14 protein-coding genes and 1 pseudogene are annotated in these 17675 nt (G+C 57.9%); 4 read left to right on the top strand and 11 right to left on the bottom strand.

The annotated features are described in order from the left end of the window. Positions 1-13: 13 nt before the first annotated feature. Genes ACK4FF_RS04005 through hrpA form a run of 3 tightly spaced genes read right to left on the bottom strand, consistent with a single transcriptional unit; the run spans position 14 to position 5825 of the window. On the bottom strand, positions 14-820 hold the full coding sequence (locus tag ACK4FF_RS04005; protein ID WP_409704878.1) for a competence/damage-inducible protein A: 807 nt from the start codon (positions 818-820) through the stop codon (positions 14-16). Between the two features lie 30 nt (positions 821-850). Then, positions 851-1639: an EI24 domain-containing protein gene (locus tag ACK4FF_RS04000; protein ID WP_409704875.1), complete on the bottom strand. Its 789-nt coding sequence runs from the start codon at positions 1637-1639 to the stop codon at positions 851-853. Positions 1640-1667: 28 nt separating this feature from the next. Further along, complete coding sequence (gene hrpA, locus ACK4FF_RS03995) at positions 1668-5825, bottom strand: ATP-dependent RNA helicase HrpA (protein WP_409704873.1); 4158 nt, start codon at positions 5823-5825, stop codon at positions 1668-1670. Here hrpA and argA point away from each other — a divergent pair. Beyond that, positions 5732-7135 carry an amino-acid N-acetyltransferase gene (gene argA, locus ACK4FF_RS03990; RefSeq protein ID WP_409704871.1) on the top strand — a complete coding sequence of 468 codons (1404 nt, stop codon included), beginning with the start codon at positions 5732-5734 and terminating at the stop codon, positions 7133-7135. The two genes, hrpA and argA, sit on opposite strands and share 94 nt — an antisense overlap. Before the next feature lie 6 nt (positions 7136-7141). Then, entirely contained in the window at positions 7142-8368 is a 1227-nt protein-coding gene (locus ACK4FF_RS03985; protein WP_409704869.1) for an aminotransferase class I/II-fold pyridoxal phosphate-dependent enzyme, read from the top strand. A gap of 61 nt (positions 8369-8429) precedes the next feature. Here ACK4FF_RS03985 and ACK4FF_RS03980 read toward each other — a convergent pair whose 3' ends face one another. After that, positions 8430-10685, bottom strand: a complete 2256-nt coding sequence (locus ACK4FF_RS03980) for an Orn/Lys/Arg decarboxylase N-terminal domain-containing protein (RefSeq protein ID WP_409704867.1) — start codon at positions 10683-10685, stop codon at positions 8430-8432. A 383-nt stretch (positions 10686-11068) separates the two neighbouring features. Here ACK4FF_RS03980 and ACK4FF_RS03975 point away from each other — a divergent pair, with 383 nt between their 5' ends. Further along, complete coding sequence (locus ACK4FF_RS03975; protein WP_409704865.1) at positions 11069-12055, top strand: hypothetical protein; 987 nt, start codon at positions 11069-11071, stop codon at positions 12053-12055. Here the strand turns inward: ACK4FF_RS03975 and dcd are convergent. From dcd to apbC, 4 genes are all read right to left on the bottom strand, one after another. Beyond that, positions 12036-12602 (bottom strand): dCTP deaminase, encoded by a 567-nt coding sequence (gene dcd / locus ACK4FF_RS03970; RefSeq protein WP_409704863.1) that lies wholly within the window; start codon positions 12600-12602, stop codon positions 12036-12038. The two genes, ACK4FF_RS03975 and dcd, sit on opposite strands and share 20 nt — an antisense overlap. A gap of 52 nt (positions 12603-12654) precedes the next feature. After that, positions 12655-13296 (bottom strand): hypothetical protein, encoded by a 642-nt coding sequence (locus tag ACK4FF_RS03965; protein ID WP_409704861.1) that lies wholly within the window; start codon positions 13294-13296, stop codon positions 12655-12657. 74 nt (positions 13297-13370) lie between these two features. Then, positions 13371-14366 carry an alpha/beta fold hydrolase gene (locus tag ACK4FF_RS03960; RefSeq protein WP_409704859.1) on the bottom strand — a complete coding sequence of 332 codons (996 nt, stop codon included), beginning with the start codon at positions 14364-14366 and terminating at the stop codon, positions 13371-13373. Between the two features lies 1 nt (position 14367). Continuing rightward, entirely contained in the window at positions 14368-15456 is a 1089-nt protein-coding gene (apbC, locus tag ACK4FF_RS03955) for an iron-sulfur cluster carrier protein ApbC (RefSeq protein ID WP_409704857.1), read from the bottom strand. A gap of 236 nt (positions 15457-15692) precedes the next feature. On the opposite strand from apbC, the gene ACK4FF_RS03950 reads away from it, so the two are divergent. Further along, positions 15693-15857 carry a rubredoxin gene (locus ACK4FF_RS03950; RefSeq protein WP_409704855.1) on the top strand — a complete coding sequence of 55 codons (165 nt, stop codon included), beginning with the start codon at positions 15693-15695 and terminating at the stop codon, positions 15855-15857. Between the two features lie 14 nt (positions 15858-15871). Here the strand turns inward: ACK4FF_RS03950 and ACK4FF_RS03945 are convergent, their stop codons facing one another. From ACK4FF_RS03945 to ACK4FF_RS03935, 3 genes and pseudogenes are all read right to left on the bottom strand, one after another. After that, entirely contained in the window at positions 15872-16090 is a 219-nt protein-coding gene (locus tag ACK4FF_RS03945; RefSeq protein WP_409704853.1) for a hypothetical protein, read from the bottom strand. Positions 16091-16102: 12 nt separating this feature from the next. Next, a complete protein-coding gene (locus ACK4FF_RS03940; protein WP_409704851.1) occupies positions 16103-17116 on the bottom strand; it encodes a DUF2804 domain-containing protein in 1014 nt (337 codons plus the stop codon). Between the two features lie 77 nt (positions 17117-17193). Continuing rightward, positions 17194-17675, bottom strand: a pseudogene (locus tag ACK4FF_RS03935) (hypothetical protein); the annotation flags it as partial.

Raw genomic sequence — 17675 nt, 5'->3', positions numbered from 1 at the left:
TTGGCGGGTGTTTTTATGGGGCCAGCAATTCGTATTCCGCCGGAATGGCATTCAACTGCTGCAACAGTGCTGCAAAGCATTGCTCAACCAGTTGAGCGCCTTTCGCGCCTCGGGCCTTGACGCCGAGTTCAATGTGTCGGGCCAACTTGTCGTCGCCCACACTGGGCAGGCTGTACAAGCGAACCCCCGGGTATTCAGCCTCCAAAGACTCCATCACTGGAGTAATTCGGGCCTCTGGCTGCTTGAACAAACGCAAGGCGCGTTTGGTTTCCACATTCTGATGGTGCAAGTGCGGATACAGGGTGTCCAACACCCATTCAATCATGGGCCAAGCCATCACCGGAAAACCCGGCACGAAATGGTGGGTATTCACACTAAAGCCCGCAATCCGGTTGTACGGGTTGGGAATAAGGCTGGCATCGGCCGGGAAATCAGCCATGCGCAAGCGAAACTCATCCAGTGGTTGGCCGCTTTCCTCGCACCGTTGGGCAATCAAACTAACCGCCTCTGGATGCCGAACAATGGGTCGGCCCAAGGCCTTTGCAGCAGCCTGTCGGGTGTGGTCATCGGGGGTTCCGCCAATGCCACCACAACTGAACACAATGTGGTTGGAGCTGAAACTTCGACGGTACACATCCACCAAAAACTCACGGTCATCGCCAGCGATGGTGACCCAAGACAAATCTAGCCCACGGGCCTTGAGGCGTTCGATGACGGCCGGGATGTGTTTGTCCTGCCGAAGGCCAGAGAGTATTTCGTCACCTACCACCACGAGGCCGATGGGGGGCACTGTCAGGTATTCCGGGTTCACATCGTTCATCACACTACATCCATCCAAGTCAGGTCGGCCTTACATCATTCGATCGGGAAAATCAGGCTGATCAATCACCATACCCGCAGAAGCATTGGCAACCGGTGTGCGCATTTGGGACAAAGCAGTCAGGTAGTGACGGGTGAAAGCCACCGCCGACATCACGGGCATGATCAGCAGGATGGGCGGCACGAAGCTGAGAAACGCGCACACGGCGCCAATCAACCAGACCGAGGAACTGTCCTGCCTCTTGAGGCGAGCAATCTCATCCGTGGTGGCATGGTAGGCCAAGGCGTCAAAACGCATCACGCTGATGAGCAAATAGGCCGTCCACAGCACAGGCAGAATCAGCGCCATGCCCGGAATCAACCACAAGGGCAAGGTGACCAGCCATCCCGCCACAAACACCACCACCGATTTCAGTGCCACCCACAAGCTGGCCACAAAGCCGGCGTTGCCTTTGACTTGCAGGTGCTTGAAATCACGCTCCGCCAAGTAACGGACCACAGCCGGGGTGACGTAGAACCCCGCCAGCAGCACGGCTGAGGTGGCCACCAAGGGCCACAACAAGCCGAACACCAGTAAAGGCACCAGAATGAACTTGAGCCAAGTCATGAATGTGGGCTCGGTGCCTGCGTACACCGTCGTGTCCAGGCCAAGCCGTGTCAGCAGGTCAACCGCCAAGGCATACAAGGGATCGATTGACCACCAGATCAAGCCGATCCAGAAGATGGCAGCAAGGCTAACGGCAACCAAGGTGAGAACAAACAGCCGCGGCCGAAAGGAATCAACAAGCGCCTTGAGAAGGTTGGCAACCGGATTGTTCATCAAAACTCCCAGATCAAAGGTACACGCCTTACTGGCGACGGGACATGGTTTCCCACGCCTTTTGCAGTCGTTTGACTGAGACTGGCATGGGCGTCCTCAGTTCCTGAGCAAACAGCGACACCCGCAATTCCTGCAACTGCCACGCAAACTGGTTCAGGCTGTCGTCATCATAACCTTTCAGTTGTGCGGTGGCCCGGGCCCACAGGTTTTGAAGTTCCACCACATCACGCATCAACAGGCGGTCTTTGTCAGCGCCGTTGCGCACCCGTTCAAGCCGTATCAAGGCTGCCTTGAGGTAACGGGGGTAGTGGTTGAGCTGCTCCCAAGGCCGTTTCACGAGGAAGTCTTTGGGCATTAACCACTGCAATTGGGCTGTGATGTCTTTGCAGGCGTCGGGAAAGCTTTTGCTGTCCGCCTGCAGCTTCTTGTGCAACTTGCTGTACTCGGTAAACACGTTCATCAGCAGGCGCCCTATTTCCTGGGAAATGAGGTTCAAACGCCCACGGGCTTCCTGTACTCGCGCGGCAAACTCCGCTTCGTTGCTGGGCCAACCCGAACCCACACAGCTGCGCAACAACGCCAATTTCAGCCATTGCGCCTGAAGCTCATCGGCTGAGCCCAGGGGCATGTACATCATCGCGATTTTCTGAAAGTCGAGCAGGTTTTTGCTCAGGTACTTCAGTGAATCTTTCAAGGCCAGCGAAAACAGGCGAAGCACACCTTCACGGTGCACCGTGCGTGCAACATGTTCTTCGTCATACACCTCAATGCAGCAGTAATCGCCCATGTCTTTGAGGGCGGGATACCCGAAAAAGGTTTGTCCGCCCTTTTTCAGTTCAAGCAAATCCGGCAATTGCCCGAAGCTCCAATCCACAATGCGCTGTGCGCTGTCCAAAGCGGGGGCTGGCTGAGCGGCCACTTGCTTGGCTGAGGGGGTAGTTGCCTGCAAGGGCTGTTCGGCCCCTGTAGCCACCTGCGTCAGCGCTTGCGCAGCTTGGCCGCTGGCCTGCTTGAAGGTGTCTTGCGCTTTGCGGCCCCACTCGGCCTTCAGGGCTGCAAGGCTGCGTTGCATGTCGAGTTGTCGGCCGTGTTCATCCACCAATTTGAAGTTCATGAAATGGTGAGGTGGCAGGGTTTCCAAGCGGAAATCAGACAACAACGGACGCGCAGGCGTATTGGCGATGATGTGGTCGCGAAGCACTTCCATCAGCGGCTGGTCATGGTGCTCTGCCGCCATGAAGGCTTGCGTAAAGTTGTCAGCGTATTGTGGCAGGGGTACACAATGGCGTCGCAGCTTCTGCGGCAACGACTTCAGCAACAAGTGCACTTTCTCTTTCAGCATACCGGGCACCAACCACTCCACGCGAATCGGGCTCAGTTGGTTCAACCACAACAGCGGCACAGTGGCGGTCACGCCATCACGCGGGCTGCCGGGCTCGAAATGGTAAGTCAGCTCAAAACTCAAGCCATTGCATTCCAGGCGCTTGGGGTAATAGTCGGTGGTGACCGTCCCTGCCCGCTTGTTCAACAAGTCATCGCGGTTCAGCAGCAACGCTTTCAGCGCTTCAGGAGGTGCGTGCTTGGCCCAGTCTTCAAGGGTTTGAAGGTTCACAACCGTCTTGGGCAAACGCTCGTCGTAAAACTGGGCAATCAAGGCGTCGTCCACCAGAATGTCCTGCCGGCGCGCCTTGTGTTCAAGCCGTTCGATGTCTTCAATCAGTTTGCGGTTGTGGGTGTAGAACGGCAAGCGAGTCATCACCTGCCCGGGCACCAAGCCCTCTTGAATCATCAGGCTGCGTGCTGCTTCCGGATTGAACCGGGCCAGGCTGACACGCCGCTGCGAATAAATCGGCAAACCGTATACGGTGCCGGTTTCCATGGCCACGGCCTGCCCGCTGGACTTTTCCCAGTGCGGGTTGTTGTGGTTGCGGCGAACCAGGTGGGCGCCCACGCGTTCAATCCAGTCGGATTGGATTTTGGCCACATGGCGGGCGTACAGGCGCGTGGTTTCCACCAACTCTGCCGCCATAATCCACTTGCCGCCCTTCTTGTGCAGGTTGGATGAGGGGTGAATGGCGAAACGGATGCTGCGGGCGCCGAGAAAGACAGGCTCGGTCTCGTGTTTCAAGCCAATATTGCCCAGCAGGCCCGACAACAGGGATTGGTGAATGGCATCGAATTCAGCGGGAATCTGGTTCAACCGGAAATGTTGCTCTTTGACCAGCGACACCAACTGCTGGTGCACTTCACCCCATTCCCGCATGCGGTTGGCGTTCAGAAAGCGCTGAACCAAGGTGTTGCGCATGGCCTTGTTGCTGATGTCTTCGGTGCGAAGTTTTTGATAAAACTCCCACAGCTTGATGAAGAACATGAAATCAGAATCCGGGTGCTGAAATGCCGAGTGGGCTTGGTCAGCGGCTTGCTGCGCATCGTGGGGGCGCTCGCGTGGGTCCTGAATGGACAAGGCGGCCGCAATCACCAGCACCTCCACCAAGGCACCGCGTTGGTTGGCCTCCACCAGCATGCGTGCAATGCGTGGGTCCACCGGCAGGCGTGCCAAGGTTTTGCCTACTGGGGTCAATTGGCCTTGCTCATCCAGGGCATTCAGCTCGGTGAGCAATTGGTAGCCATCGGCAATTGCCCGGCCCAAAGGGCGCTGCAAAAACGGGAACTCCTCCACATCGGCCAAATGCAGGCTCTTCATGCGCAGGATGACCGAGGCCAGCGAGGAACGAAGAATTTCCGGGTCGGTGAACTCATCACGCCCGATGAAATCGGCTTCGCTGTACAGGCGGATACACACCCCGTTGGCCACCCGGCCACAACGTCCCGCCCGCTGGTTGGCTGAGGCCTTGGAAACCCGCTCGACCTGAAGCATTTCCACTTTGTTTCGGTAGCTGTAGCGCTTTACCCGCGCCTGGCCGCCATCGATCACAAACCTGATCCCCGGTACAGTGAGTGAGGTTTCAGCCACGTTGGTGGACAACACAATGCGCCTGCGGCCACCGGACCTGAAAATGCGATCCTGTTCCTGCGCGGTCAGCCGCGCAAACAGGGGCAGAATTTCAAGGTCTTGGCTGCATTGGCGGCTTAACACCTGCGCCATGTCGCGAATTTCACGCTCACCCGGCAAGAACATCAGAATGTCACCCGGGCCTTGCCGACAAAGTTCATCGACCGCGTCCAGCGTGGCTGCGTTGAACGCGTCTTCATCCACCTCGTCGCCGTTGCTTTGCGCGTTGGCCGGTGCAGGCTTGCCACCCACCTGCGCTTTGGCATTTTTTCGGTTGGTTTGATAATCGGCCGGGTCTTTGTAGCGAATTTCCACAGGGTACAAACGGCCAGACACCTGAATGACCGGGGCTGGCTTGCCCTGAACATCCTCGAAGTGGCGTGCAAAACGCTCGGCATCAATGGTCGCTGAGGTGACAATGAGCTTGAGGTCTGGCCGTTTGAGTAGCACCTGTTTCAGGTAACCCAGCAAAAAGTCGATGTTCAGGCTGCGTTCATGCGCTTCGTCGATGATGATGGTGTCATAGCGCTTGAACAGCGGGTCGGTTTGGCTTTCAGCCAACAAGATGCCGTCCGTCACCAGTTTGATGGCGGTGTGGTCGCTGGCCTTGTCCTGAAAGCGAATCTTGAACCCCACCCAATCGCCCAGTTCGCTGCCCAACTCCTCAGCCACCCGTTTGGCTGTGGCCGTAGCGGCCAAACGCCGAGGTTGGGTGTGGACGATGGCCTGCCGGTTTTGCCCCCGCCCCATTTCCAGACACATCTTGGGCAACTGCGTGGTTTTGCCCGACCCTGTTTCCCCGCACACAATCACCACTTGGTGGGCTGCGATCAGCGCCTTGATTTCGTCCCGACGCTGTGAAACAGGCAGCTCTTCCGGGTAACGAATCACCGGCAAAGCCCTGGGCTGGGACGCTTGTTGTTCTTTTGACACCACGAATGAAGGCCTGATAGGTTGAATTGTGCGGTTTTTGGGTGAAACCCCCGCTGATTGCTGGACTGCAAAAGCCCTGAAATTATAATCAAAGCTCTTTGCCCGCCTTGGGCCGCAGCACCAATTGAGGAGTTGAACCAAACCCCATGAACAGCGCGTCTGATGCCGGCAACACCGGCCCCACCCATGATCAGGAATCGGCGCAGGGCCAACCAGCGATTCCGATGAAGGACAGCCCACCCTTGAGCAGCGACACCTTTGTGTCCTGGCTGCGTATGGTGGCCCCCTACATCCACGCGTTCAGAGGCCGAACTTTCGTGGTGGCCGTCGATGGTGAACTGGCTCATCAGGGTAACCTGAATTCACTGGCGCAAGACCTCTCGCTGCTGCACGCCATGGGCATGCGCATTGTGTTGGTGGTGGGTTCGCGCCCTCAGGTTGAAGAGCAGTTGGCTTTGCGCAAAGTGGCCCCTCAATTTCACAAAGGCTGGCGCATCACCGACAAAGTGGCCCTGGAATGCGCCAAAGAGGCTGCAGGCGAACTGCGCCTGGACATTGAGGCCGCCTTCTCACAAGGTTTGCCCAACACGCCCATGGCCCACTCGGCCATGCGGGTGGTGTCGGGCAACTTCATCACCGCGCGGCCCATGGGCATTCTGGATGGTGTGGACCTTCTGCACACTGGCCTTGTTCGAAAAATTGAAGTCAATGCCATTCACTTCAGCTTGAACAGCAATGCGATTGTGCTGCTGTCCACCTTGGGGTTTTCGCCCACAGGGGAAGCCTTCAACCTGAGCCTGGAGGATGTGGCCACCAGCGCAGCGCGCGCCTTGAAAGCCGACAAACTGATTTTTGTGTCGCAGATTGAAGGCATTTTCGACCGCGACGGCACTTTGCTGGAAGAACTGGAGCTGGACCGCGCCCGCGACCTGTTGCTCAACGGCGGGCTGGACGAACAGACGAAAGACTATCTGGAATGCTGCATTCTGGCCATTCAAGGGGGCGTGGACCGGGCCCACATCGTGCCGCTGAACCTGGACGGTGGTGTGTTGCTTGAGCTGTTCTCACACGATGGCGTGGGCACCATGGTGTCGGAAGAAAACCTGGAGAGTATCCGCCACGCCACGCTGGATGATGCCGGCAGCATCAAATCGCTGATCGAGCCCTTGGAGACCAACGGCACCTTGGTGCGCCGGGGCCGTGACCGCATCGAACGCGATATCGACCATTTTATTGTGCTGGAGCACGACGGTATTTTGTGGGGTTGTGCGGCGCTGTACCCGTATGACGAAGAAGGCATGGCCGAGCTGGCCTGTCTCGTGGTTCATCCGTCTTGGCAAGGCTCGGGCGATGGCGAACGCCTGCTGAAAAAGGTGGAACACGACGCCCGCCGCAAAGGGTTCAAAAAGCTGTTCGTGCTGACCACGCAAACCGCACACTTCTTCATCAAGCGCGGGTTTTCCGCTGTGGATGTGGACAAACTGCCTGCCGAGCGCAAGCGTTTGTACGACCGCACCCGCAACTCACAAGTCTTGATGAAAACACTCTGAGGACGCATGAGCCACTTCAAGCACACCCCCACCGGGCGGGCACTGGCGACAGACCTTGTTCACGGCGAAACCGTGGATGCGTCAGGCTACGCCAGCCTGGGTACGCCGGAATACCGGGGCTCTTCTTTGTTTTTCCCGGACACGGCCAGCCAGCGGGCGCCTGTAGATGCCTTGGGCCTGGATTATTCCTATGGCCTGCACGGCAACCCTACCCGGTACACCCTCTGCCAGCGGCTAGCGCACATCGAAGGTGCCGACTATGCCATGGTGTGTGGCTCGGGTTTGGCAGCCATCACTTTGGTGGCCTATGGCTGCCTGAAGCAGGGTGACCACTGGCTGATTCCCGACAATGTGTACAACCCCGTGCACGACATTGCCTTGCAAATGAAAGAGCGTATGGGCGTGGACTACACCGTCTACAACATGATGGATGTGGCGGACCTTGAGTCGAAAATCAGGCCCAACACCCGCCTGCTGTGGACCGAAAGCCCTGGCTCGTTGACTTATGAAGTACCCGACCTGCGGGCCCTCGTTGCTGTGGCCAAAAAGCACGGTGTGCTGACCGGGATCGACAACACATGGTCTGCGGGCATCGGCCTGAAACCCTTCGAGCTGGGGTTGGACTACAGCATTCAAGCGCTGACCAAATATCAAGCCGGGCATGCTGATGTGCTGATGGGTGCTGTGCTGTGCAAATCGCGCGAGCTTTTCGAACAGGTGCACCACATCAACCGGGTGTGGGGCTTTTCAGTGTCCCCTTCGGATTGTTCCCTGGTGCTGCGGAGCCTGCTTACACTGCCCGCGCGGTATGCGCATCAATCCCGTCAGGCATTGAACATTGCCAAGGCCCTTGCGGGTTTTGACGCGATTGAGCGGGTGCTGCACCCTGCCCTGCCTTCCTGCCCCGGCCATGCGTTTTATCAGCGCGATTTCACGGCCTGCGCCAGTGTGTTCACAGTGGTGCTGAAACCCCATTACACCGACGCCCAAGCCTGCGCGATTGTGGATGGCCTGAACCTGTTCAGGATCGCCTATTCTTGGGGCGGGCCGGAAAGCCTGGCGCTGGTGGTGAACCTGCCGCGGGCTCGGCGGGAGCGGCTTGACCGCACCCTGTACCCCGACGAGCCCAGCCGGCAGTGCGGGCCACTGCTGCGGTTTGCGATTGGCCAGGAAGACGAACAGGACTTACTGGCCGACTTGCAACAGGCCATTGACAAAGCCTTGAACGCATAAAAAAACGGGCTCATTTAATGAGCCCGTTTTTTTAATGGCCTGCGGACAAGCGGTGGACTGCTTATTCCTTCACACAATCCACGAAGTACTGCACCACACCCTTGTCGTCTTCAATTTCCACCAAGCCGTGAATGTCTGTTTCAAAGCCGGGGAACTGGGCGTTGAATTCACGCGCAAATCGCAGGTAGTCCACAATCGTCGCATTGAACTTCTCACCTGGAATCAGCAACGGAATGCCGGGTGGGTAGGGTGTCAACAACGCTGAAGTGATACGGCCTTCCAGTTCATCGATGGGCACACGTTCAATTTCACGGTGGGCCACTTTGGCGTAGGCCTCGGCAGGCACCATGGCCGGTTGCATGTCCGACAGGTACATCTCCGTGGTCAAGCGGGCCACATCCTTGCGGCGGTACATGTCGTGAATGGTGTGGCACAAATCCCTCAGGCCCACGCGCTCGTAACGCGGGTAGGCTTGGCAGAACTCAGGAATCACACGCCAAAGGGGCTGGTTCTTGTCGTAATCATCCTTGAACTGCTGCAAGGCGGTCACCAATGTGTTCCAGCGGCCCTTGGTGATGCCGATGGTGAACATGATGAAGAATGAATAAAGGCCGGTTTTTTCAACGATCACACCGTGTTCGGCCAGGTATTTGGTCACGATAGACGCTGGAATGCCCGTGTCGTCAAACTGCCCATTCACATCCAGACCCGGGTTCACGATCGTGGCCTTGATCGGGTCGAGCATGTTGAACCGGTCAGCCAGTTTGCCAAAGCCGTGCCAATTGTCGCTGGCGTGGATCATCCAGTCTTCCTGGCTGCCTACGCCGTCTTCGCTCAGGTTGTCGGGGCCCCACACCTTGAACCACCAGTCGCTGCCAAACTCTTCATCCACCTTGCGCATGGCACGGCGGAAGTCCAGCGCTTCAACAATGCTTTCCTCCACCAGAGCGGTGCCACCGGGGGGTTCCATCATGGCGGCAGCCACGTCGCAACTGGCAATAATGGCGTACTGCGGGCTGGTCGATGTGTGCATGAGGTAAGCCTCGTTGAACACATGGCGGTCCAGTTTGCGGTTCTCGCTTTCCTGCACCAAAATTTGCGAGGCCTGAGACAGACCCGCCAGCAACTTGTGGGTGGACTGGGTGGCGAACACCAGCGAATCCTTCGTGCGCGGGCGGTCACGGCCAATGGCGTGCATGTCCTTGTACAGCGTGTGGAAGCTGGCGTGGGGCAGCCACGCTTCGTCAAAATGCAGGGTGTCGATTTCCGAACCCAACACCTCTTTGATCATCTCCACGTTGTAAAGCACGCCATCGTAGGTGCTCTGTGTGATGGTGAGAATACGCGGCTTCTTGTTCTTGGCCTTGCTGGCAAAGGGGTGATTCTCGATTTTCTTGCGGATGCTCTCTGGCTGGAACTCTTCCAGTGGAATCGGCCCAATGATGCCCAAGTGGTTGCGCGTGGGGGTGAGAAACACCGGGATGGCGCCCATCATCGTGATCGAATGCAGGATGGACTTGTGGCAGTTGCGGTCCACCACCACGATGTCACCGGGCGCCACGTTGGCGTGCCACACCATTTTGTTGGAGGTGGAGGTGCCGTTGGTCACAAAGAAGCAGTGATCGGCATTGAAAATGCGGGCGGCATTGCGCTCCGAGGCAGCTACAGGGCCGGTGTGGTCCAGCAGTTGGCCCAGCTCGTCCACGGCGTTACACACGTCGGCACGCAGCATGTTCTCACCAAAAAACTGGTGGAACATCTGCCCCACCGGGCTTTTCAGGAATGCCACGCCACCGGAGTGCCCCGGGCAGTGCCAGGAGTAAGAGCCGTCTTGTGCGTAATGCACCAAAGCCCTGAAAAACGGGGGTGCCAGAGAATCCAGGTAGCTGCGTGCTTCCCGAATGATGTGGCGGGCCACAAATTCCGGGGTGTCCTCGAACATGTGAATAAAGCCGTGCAGTTCTTTCAGCACCGCGTTGGGGATGTGGCGCGAGGTTCGTGTTTCACCGTACAGGTAAATGGGAATGTCGGCATTCTTGAAACGAATTTCTTCCACGAAATTCTTCAAGCCCGCCAGAGCTGCGTCCACTTCCTGGCTACTGCCTTGGCCAAATTCCTCGTCGTCAATCGACAGAATGAACGCACTGGCCCGGCTTTGCTGCTGGGCAAACTGACTCAGGTCACCGTAACTGGTCACCCCCAAGACCTCAACCCCTTCCGACTCAATGGCCTGCGCCAAGGCGCGAATGCCCAAGCCCGAGGTGTTTTCGGAGCGGAAGTCTTCGTCGATGATGACGATGGGAAAGCGAAATTTCATAGGGCCCAAGTCCTGTCAGTCATTCTTCAAGAATGCGTGCATTATCCATCACACCGGTGACGGTAGAAAGACCATTGGCTCAAAGTACCGAAATTAGGTCCTGTTTTCCAAAGGCCATGCCCCCAGAGGGAACCTTGAACGGGTGAAGTCACAGGCTTGTCATATTCCACGGGCTCAATGCCGGGGTTTCTGAAGGTTTACCTACCCCACCGATGAATGCCCTAAGCAGCTTATCCACGCGAGTACAAGAGCTTGTTCCCCTCCTTGGGCCGAGCAACGCTAACCAATCGCCTGCACACCAACAGCACTGGATCTGCCGGCTTGAGGACAGCCTGAACCAGTTGGGCAATGCATACCAACGGGCACAGCGGGTGCGCGAACGGATGAGAAACCACACAAAACCCACCCACGCCATGGACAAGGTGTTGGCCAAGCCGGAACGTTACCGCAGCCCTTTGGTTCGGGGGTTGATCCACGCAGCCTTGGTGCTGGAAGAGTTGGGCGACCTGAGCGCGGATTTGTCTGGCACCGTTGAACGAGTGGCCCAGCACACCTTGGGCCAGGGTGGCAACGCCGAATTGGCCACGGTGGTGGCCTCTGGTCTTGGGCGCGTGGTGGTGGCCCAACTACATTGGTTGGGCATCGCCCCCCACAAGGCACTGGGCACAGCCTTGTATGGCCTGTCGGCTGCGTGTTCAGGTTTGGCGCTTGGCTTGGTGCGCACCCAACGCTTCGGGGCCAGAGTTGCCCCCGCCATTGAGCAAGCACGCTTGGCGGCCAACCAGTTTGAAATGACGCCATACCACCGCGCCTCGAAGTGGGCCGAGCAAGCAAAGAATTCGCTGGTGACGCATTTGGACCAACTGGCCCAGCAACACCCCAGCCTTCAACCAATAAGCAGGGCTTTCAAGGCCCAATGGGCGAGGAAGTCAAGAACCGCCGAGCCCCAACACAACAAAATCACGGATTGCGATGTGATTTGGCGTAACCTGCACCAGTACAGCCGGCCGACCAAACTGCTCATGAGGCTGGGTTTTGGCACTTTTCAGTTGGTGAACCGCTTGGGCATGTCGTGGGACAAGTATTTGGGCCGCGTGTTGGGCCGATCCGTTCTGGCCCCCTGGACAGGCAAGCTGTTGGGTTACCGTTTGGGCCTGTTGATTTGCAGTGCAGGTGCCACGGGGCTGTCAGTGGTCACCAGCCCCTTGGTGATTGGCGTGTCGCTGGTGGGTGCCATGGCCTGCGCCTTTGCCGTTGCCTGCCTTGTCGCCGCCAAACTGACCGTGATGTTTGGCAACAGTTGGAGAGGCGAAATACCCGGGAAGTGCCTTTGCCCGGACAAAGGGCCAATCAGGTTTTCGGCAGGGTAACCCCGTGCTGGCCTTGGTACTTGCCACCACGGTCACGGTACGAGGTTTCACATTCTTCATCGCTTTCAAAGAACAGCACCTGCGCGCAGCCTTCACCCGCGTAAATTTTTGCGGGCAAGGGGGTGGTGTTGGAGAACTCAAGCGTCACATAGCCTTCCCATTCGGGTTCAAACGGGGTGACATTGACGATGATGCCGCAACGGGCATAAGTGCTTTTACCCAGGCAAATGGTCAGCACACTGCGGGGAATTCGGAAGTACTCCACCGTGCGGGCCAAGGCGAATGAATTGGGCGGGATGATGCACACATCACCGACGAAGTCGACAAAACTTTTTTCATCAAAGTTTTTCGGGTCAACAATCGTGCTGTTGATGTTGGTGAAAATCTTGAATTCGTTGGCGCAGCGAATGTCGTAGCCATAGCTGGAGGTGCCATAGGACACGATCCGGCGGTCACCTGACTGGCGAACCTGCCCAGGCTCAAACGGTTCGATCATGCCGTGCTCTTGAGCCATGCGGCGAATCCAGCGGTCAGACTTGATACTCATAGGTCAACAATGGCCATAGCTTTCAGAGTGCCCTATCTTACCTGATGGCTCATTAAGCCTTGGGCAACTCCTCCATCAAGGCCTTCAATTCTTCTTCAATGGCCTGCTGCAAACTGCCCAAGAAGCTTTTCACCAGCTCACCCAACTGCGCTGGCGTAACTTCGATCAATGGCAACTGAATAAGGAATTCCAGCATGTCGGTGTCCATGTTGATGGCGATTTGGTAGTGAATGTCCATCACATGAACCAAGGTGAAGCTTTCCGCCAGGAAGTGCAGACAAACTTCCACCGCATTGGGCATGTTCATGTTCAGAATGGGCACCCCCATCACCATCCAACGCAGGTTGGACGATTGGCCGGAGCGGAAATAGACCTCGGAGCTTTCTGTTTTGCCCAGAATTAGCCCGTCGCCGTCGTACCACCCCAAGCCTGCAATTTTCAGGCTGTCGTGAATCAGCGAGGATTCTTCCGCTGTGAAGCCATTGGCCAGCAACTTGGGTTCTAAAACAGGTTTGGATGAGGTAAGCCCTTCCGGTGCGGCGCCAGGCGCTTTGCCCGCTGTACCTGCTGTACCCGTGGGCTTTGTGGCCGACAGGCGAGGGTCGCGCTCAGGCCGGGTGGCGCTCGAGGGGGACAAACGGGGGTCTCGGTTCGGCTTGGGCGCCTGGAATGCAGGGTGTTTGTAGGAGCTCATGGACGGCAAATGGAGTCAGGTTGGCACTCCTGTGAGTGACCCGTTTTGCCGCAATGGTTCCGGCCCGGCTTGGGTCAGGCGGCCTGAGTCACCCAACGAACCGCCTTGGCCACGGCATCGGCCATGCCTGCTGAATCGGGCAGATGCCCGCCATGGGGCAGCAGAAACAACTCACTGCCTGGCCACATTTCTGACAGCAACACGGCACCGGCCGGTGGGCACACCCTGTCCTGCTGGCCCTGTACCAAAGCCACGGGCATGCCAGCGGCTTGAATGGTCGAAAAGGCGGACCACCAATCGTTGGCGCTCATGAAGCAGTCGTGCAGCAGAAAATGGGATTGCAGGCGATATTTGCGTTGCAGCGCCATCAAAGTTTGATCGGACACCGACAACAAGCGGGTCACGGGCACCGCCGCCGGGTTCAACACGGCCATTTCGAGGCTGTACCAGGTTTGCGCACACAGGCCGGCCTGCTCGCCTTGGGCGGACAACATGGCCTGGCACACAGCTTGTGTGCGCGCACCGGCGCCGAATGCCACTGCAAACAGGTCAGGCCCGGCCTGTTCCATGTCATGAAAGAAAGCATCCACCCGCGCTGGCCATGGCAAAAATGGGGCGCGAAGCACCACACCACTGACCCGCTCAGGCCGATAGGCGGCCATCGCAATGGCCAGGGTGCCGCCCCACGAGCCACCCAACACATGAAAGCGCTCAATGCCCAGCGAATCGGCGACGGCCAAGGCATCGTCGAGACAGCGCTGGGTGTCTATTTCCTGAAGTTCTAGGTCCTCGCTCTCGCCACTGTTCCGTTGGTCGAAACCAAACCAGGGCAAGCCCAGTAGGCGCAAAGGCAGGACATGGGCCGAGGAGGTGCGGCCACCGGGGCCGCCATGCAACACCAGCCAAGGCACCTGCGCTGCAGGGCTTTGATCATCCCCTTGCTCGGCCCAAACCGCGATACACCCCCCAAGGTCCAGTTGTTTCCATGGGGGCAGCCATTGTTTGGCCTGCGCTGCGGAGGACAAAGGCAGACCAGCCAGATTGGCCAAGGGTGAACGCGGCAGGCCCATGTCAGGTGTTTTGAACCACGATGGTGGGGAACTTCAGGGACATGTCCCGGGCCTGCTCAGCGATACGCACAGCCACTTTGCGGGCAATGTCCTTGTACACCAGGGACAACTCTCCGTCGGGGTCGGCCACCACGGTGGGTCGGCCTGAATCCGCCTGTTCACGGATGCGGATATCCAAAGGCAAGCCACCGAGGTAATGAATGTTGTAATCGGCCGCCATTTTCTGGCCCCCGCCCTGCCCAAAAATATGCTCTTGGTGACCACAGTTGGAACACACATGGATGGCCATGTTTTCCACCAAACCAAGAATGGGCACACCCACTTTCTCGAACATTTTCAGGCCCTTGCGAGCATCCAGCAAGGCAATGTCCTGAGGGGTGGTCACAATCACCGCACCAGTGACAGGCACCTTCTGTGACAAGGTCAATTGAATGTCCCCGGTACCGGGCGGCATGTCCACCACAAGGTAGTCAAGGTCTTTCCAATTGGTTTGTTTCAGCAATTGCTCCAGGGCGCTGGTGACCATGGGGCCGCGCCAAACCATGGGCGTGTCTTCATCAATCAGGAACCCGATGGACATGGCTTGCAGCCCTTGCCCGGTCATGGGTTCCAGAATCTGGCCATCAGTGGATTCGGGCCGGCCATGAATGCCCAGCATGGTGGGCTGGGACGGGCCATAGATGTCCGCATCCAAAATTCCAACGCGTGCGCCTTCCGCTGAAAGCGCCAAAGCCAGGTTCACCGCCGTGGTGCTTTTGCCCACCCCGCCTTTGCCCGAGGCTACAGCAATGATGTTCTTCACATTGGGCAGCGGCTTTAGGCCGCGCTGTACAGCGTGGGTTTGAATTCGGATGGAGGCGTTGACGCTGACGTTGCCCACCTCGGGCAAGGTGCGCACGGCTGCAATCGCCGCTTTTCGCAAACCATCAATCTGGCTTTTGCCGGGATACCCGAGTTCGAGGTCGAATGAGACGTCACCGCCGTCGACTTGAACATTTTTGATCTGCCTGGCCGAGACCAGGTCCTTGTTCAGATTGGGATCCAGAACTTTGCGCAAGGCGTCAAGTACTGCATCTGCATGGACCGGCATGTTCACTCTCCCGTACTGCGTGTGTGTGATTCGTCAATGGCAGAAAGTCTAGCCCTTTTTACGGGGGCCAGCGGCCAGAAAGCCCCAAAGCATGGGGATGACGAGATGATGAGTTTCCCTAAGGATGGGGCTGAGTGAAAACTTCACGCAAGGTGGAGGGTTTCATCCACTTTTGTGGCTCAAGCATTGCTAGGATCACGGTCGGAGATTAAAACCAATATCGGAGTAGAGACACCATGAAGACCTATGTATGCATTGTTTGCGGGTTCACTTATGACGAGTCGGCAGGGCTGCCCTCGGAAGGTTTGGCCCCTGGCACCCTGTGGAACGACATTCCAGCCGATTGGCTGTGCCCGGATTGCGGAGTGACCAAGAGCGATTTTGAAATGGTGGAAGTCTGACCGAAAGCCAGTGGTCACTTCTTGGGTTCGTCGCTGCCGGAGACAGCGTCGATGCCCGCCTCAACCACAGCGCCTGTGACTTTAATGCCCGTGGACACCACGGCACCCGTGATGGAAATGGCCGCGCCGGCAGTGGCTGAAGCCACTGCACAGCCTTGAAGGCTGGCACACAACACAACGACACACAGCAATGGTTTGATGATGTTCTCCTGAGTAGGGGGCTTAGGCGTCATGCTAACACCGGCTTACCACTTCGCGTAATGGTCTTCGCACCAACCGGTCAATCCGGTCACGTCGACAATCAGCCCTGTACCGGGCACCCTCACCTTGCCTTCAAAACGCCCAAAGCACTGGTTGAAGCGGCTTGCAATCAGCCACAGGTTCCGGTGATCGTCGATACTGCCTTCGGGGACAAAAGCCATGTCCACCGCGCCACAGGCTGAATAAACGCGCCAGGGTCGGCTCACGTTGTCACGGTCGTAGTCGAACATGACCAAAGGCAAGTCAAAACGCTGGCCATCCACCCAAATGACATTTTCATGGGCACTGGTCTCGTTCACGCCACGGGCCACATTCACTGCCACCAAAGGCGCTTGGTCGGAAGTTCGGCCGGTCGCACAGGCCCAGTTCCAGAAGGTTTCACGCCGTAAAAAGCCAGCAGTCCAGTCGTGGTAACAACCATGGCGTGCGGGGTCGAGTTCCAGGGGGCGCCCATTCAATTGAACAGTACCCGACACCGCGCAGCCGGTGGTTTTCTGGGCATACGCAAAACCGGTGTTGGCAATCGGTGTGTTCATGCTCAGCACCGGCAAGTCCTGGTTTTCAAGGCGGATATGGCCAGAAAACTCTGGGCCAAACTCAAAAGAAAGTGCCCTTTCACCCGCCGTGCGGTGGGACAACACCCGATAGCCGGGCTTCAAGGGATGAGCCCAAGCAGAGGTTCCGTGGGGTGCGTAGTCGGCCTTCAACCCCCAATCCCCTGGCAGGTCAAACTGAACACGCTTAAGCCCCCACTGCGCATGATGCAGGTAGGCGAATGTTGAATTCACCCAGCCCAAGCGCACCATGCCGCACCCAAAGGTGAAATCGGGCCCGGTGGCGCCATAAAAATCAAAATGTTTGAACAAGCGGGGTTTAAGCCATGCGGACCGTGGCTGGCCAAGCGCATTTCGCACGTCGTAATCAGCCCAGTTGATGACACTGGGCGGTTCATCAAAACGCCCCCAATGGGGCTGACCATTTTCGCGAATCAGTTTCATGGCTAGGCTGACGTAAAAAAGGCAGGACACCGGGTCCTGCCTTGCTGAAGAACTTGGCCTGAATCTCAGGCCGACAATCAAACCGGCAATTGGCTGGTGATGACGTCGAGGGCAGAGGGATCCAGGTTACTGGAAATTGGTGACAACACCATATCCAAAGGTGTACCTGTGGGGCCATCGCTGCCACCGCCACCGCCTGCGCCACCAGCCGCATCGGCCAAGGGGCCAAGCACCGCATCCAGAGGCGTGCCTGTGGGGCCATCGCTGCTGCCACCACCGCCTGCGCCACCGGCTGCATCAGCCAAGGGGCCAAGCACTGCATCCAGAGGCGTGCCTGTGGGGCCATCGCTGCTACCACCACCGCCTGCGCCACCGGCCGCATCGGCCAAGGGGCCAAGCACCGCATCCAGAGGCGTGCCTGTGGGGCCATCGCTGCCACCGCCACCGCCTGCGCCACCGGCTGCATCAGCCAAGGGGCCAAGCACCGCATCCAGAGGCGTGCCTGTGGGGCCATCGCTGCCACCGCCACCGCCTGCGCCACCGGCCGCATCGGCCAAGG

The sequence above is a fragment of the Limnobacter sp. genome, assembly GCF_046297615.1.
Taxonomy (GTDB): Bacteria; Pseudomonadota; Gammaproteobacteria; order Burkholderiales; family Burkholderiaceae_B; genus Limnobacter.
Note: the sequence above shows the minus strand (reverse complement) of the source record. Positions and strands in the feature narration are given on the sequence as shown.

What these genes read in the sequence shown, in the direction of transcription:
- ACK4FF_RS04005 (WP_409704878.1), bottom strand. Translation starts at nt 820, where the DNA reads ATGAACGATGTGAACCCGGAATACCTGACAGTGCCCCCCATCGGCCTC.
- ACK4FF_RS04000 (WP_409704875.1), bottom strand. Translation starts at nt 1,639, where the DNA reads ATGAACAATCCGGTTGCCAACCTTCTCAAGGCGCTTGTTGATTCCTTT.
- argA (WP_409704871.1), top strand. Translation starts at nt 5,732, where the DNA reads ATGAACAGCGCGTCTGATGCCGGCAACACCGGCCCCACCCATGATCAG.
- ACK4FF_RS03985 (WP_409704869.1), top strand. Translation starts at nt 7,142, where the DNA reads ATGAGCCACTTCAAGCACACCCCCACCGGGCGGGCACTGGCGACAGAC.
- ACK4FF_RS03980 (WP_409704867.1), bottom strand. Translation starts at nt 10,685, where the DNA reads ATGAAATTTCGCTTTCCCATCGTCATCATCGACGAAGACTTCCGCTCC.
- ACK4FF_RS03975 (WP_409704865.1), top strand. Translation starts at nt 11,069, where the DNA reads ATGAGAAACCACACAAAACCCACCCACGCCATGGACAAGGTGTTGGCC.
- dcd (WP_409704863.1), bottom strand. Translation starts at nt 12,602, where the DNA reads ATGAGTATCAAGTCTGACCGCTGGATTCGCCGCATGGCTCAAGAGCAC.
- ACK4FF_RS03965 (WP_409704861.1), bottom strand. Translation starts at nt 13,296, where the DNA reads ATGAGCTCCTACAAACACCCTGCATTCCAGGCGCCCAAGCCGAACCGA.
- ACK4FF_RS03960 (WP_409704859.1), bottom strand. Translation starts at nt 14,366, where the DNA reads ATGGGCCTGCCGCGTTCACCCTTGGCCAATCTGGCTGGTCTGCCTTTG.
- apbC (WP_409704857.1), bottom strand. Translation starts at nt 15,456, where the DNA reads ATGCCGGTCCATGCAGATGCAGTACTTGACGCCTTGCGCAAAGTTCTG.
- ACK4FF_RS03950 (WP_409704855.1), top strand. Translation starts at nt 15,693, where the DNA reads ATGAAGACCTATGTATGCATTGTTTGCGGGTTCACTTATGACGAGTCG.
- ACK4FF_RS03945 (WP_409704853.1), bottom strand. Translation starts at nt 16,090, where the DNA reads ATGACGCCTAAGCCCCCTACTCAGGAGAACATCATCAAACCATTGCTG.
- ACK4FF_RS03940 (WP_409704851.1), bottom strand. Translation starts at nt 17,116, where the DNA reads ATGAAACTGATTCGCGAAAATGGTCAGCCCCATTGGGGGCGTTTTGAT.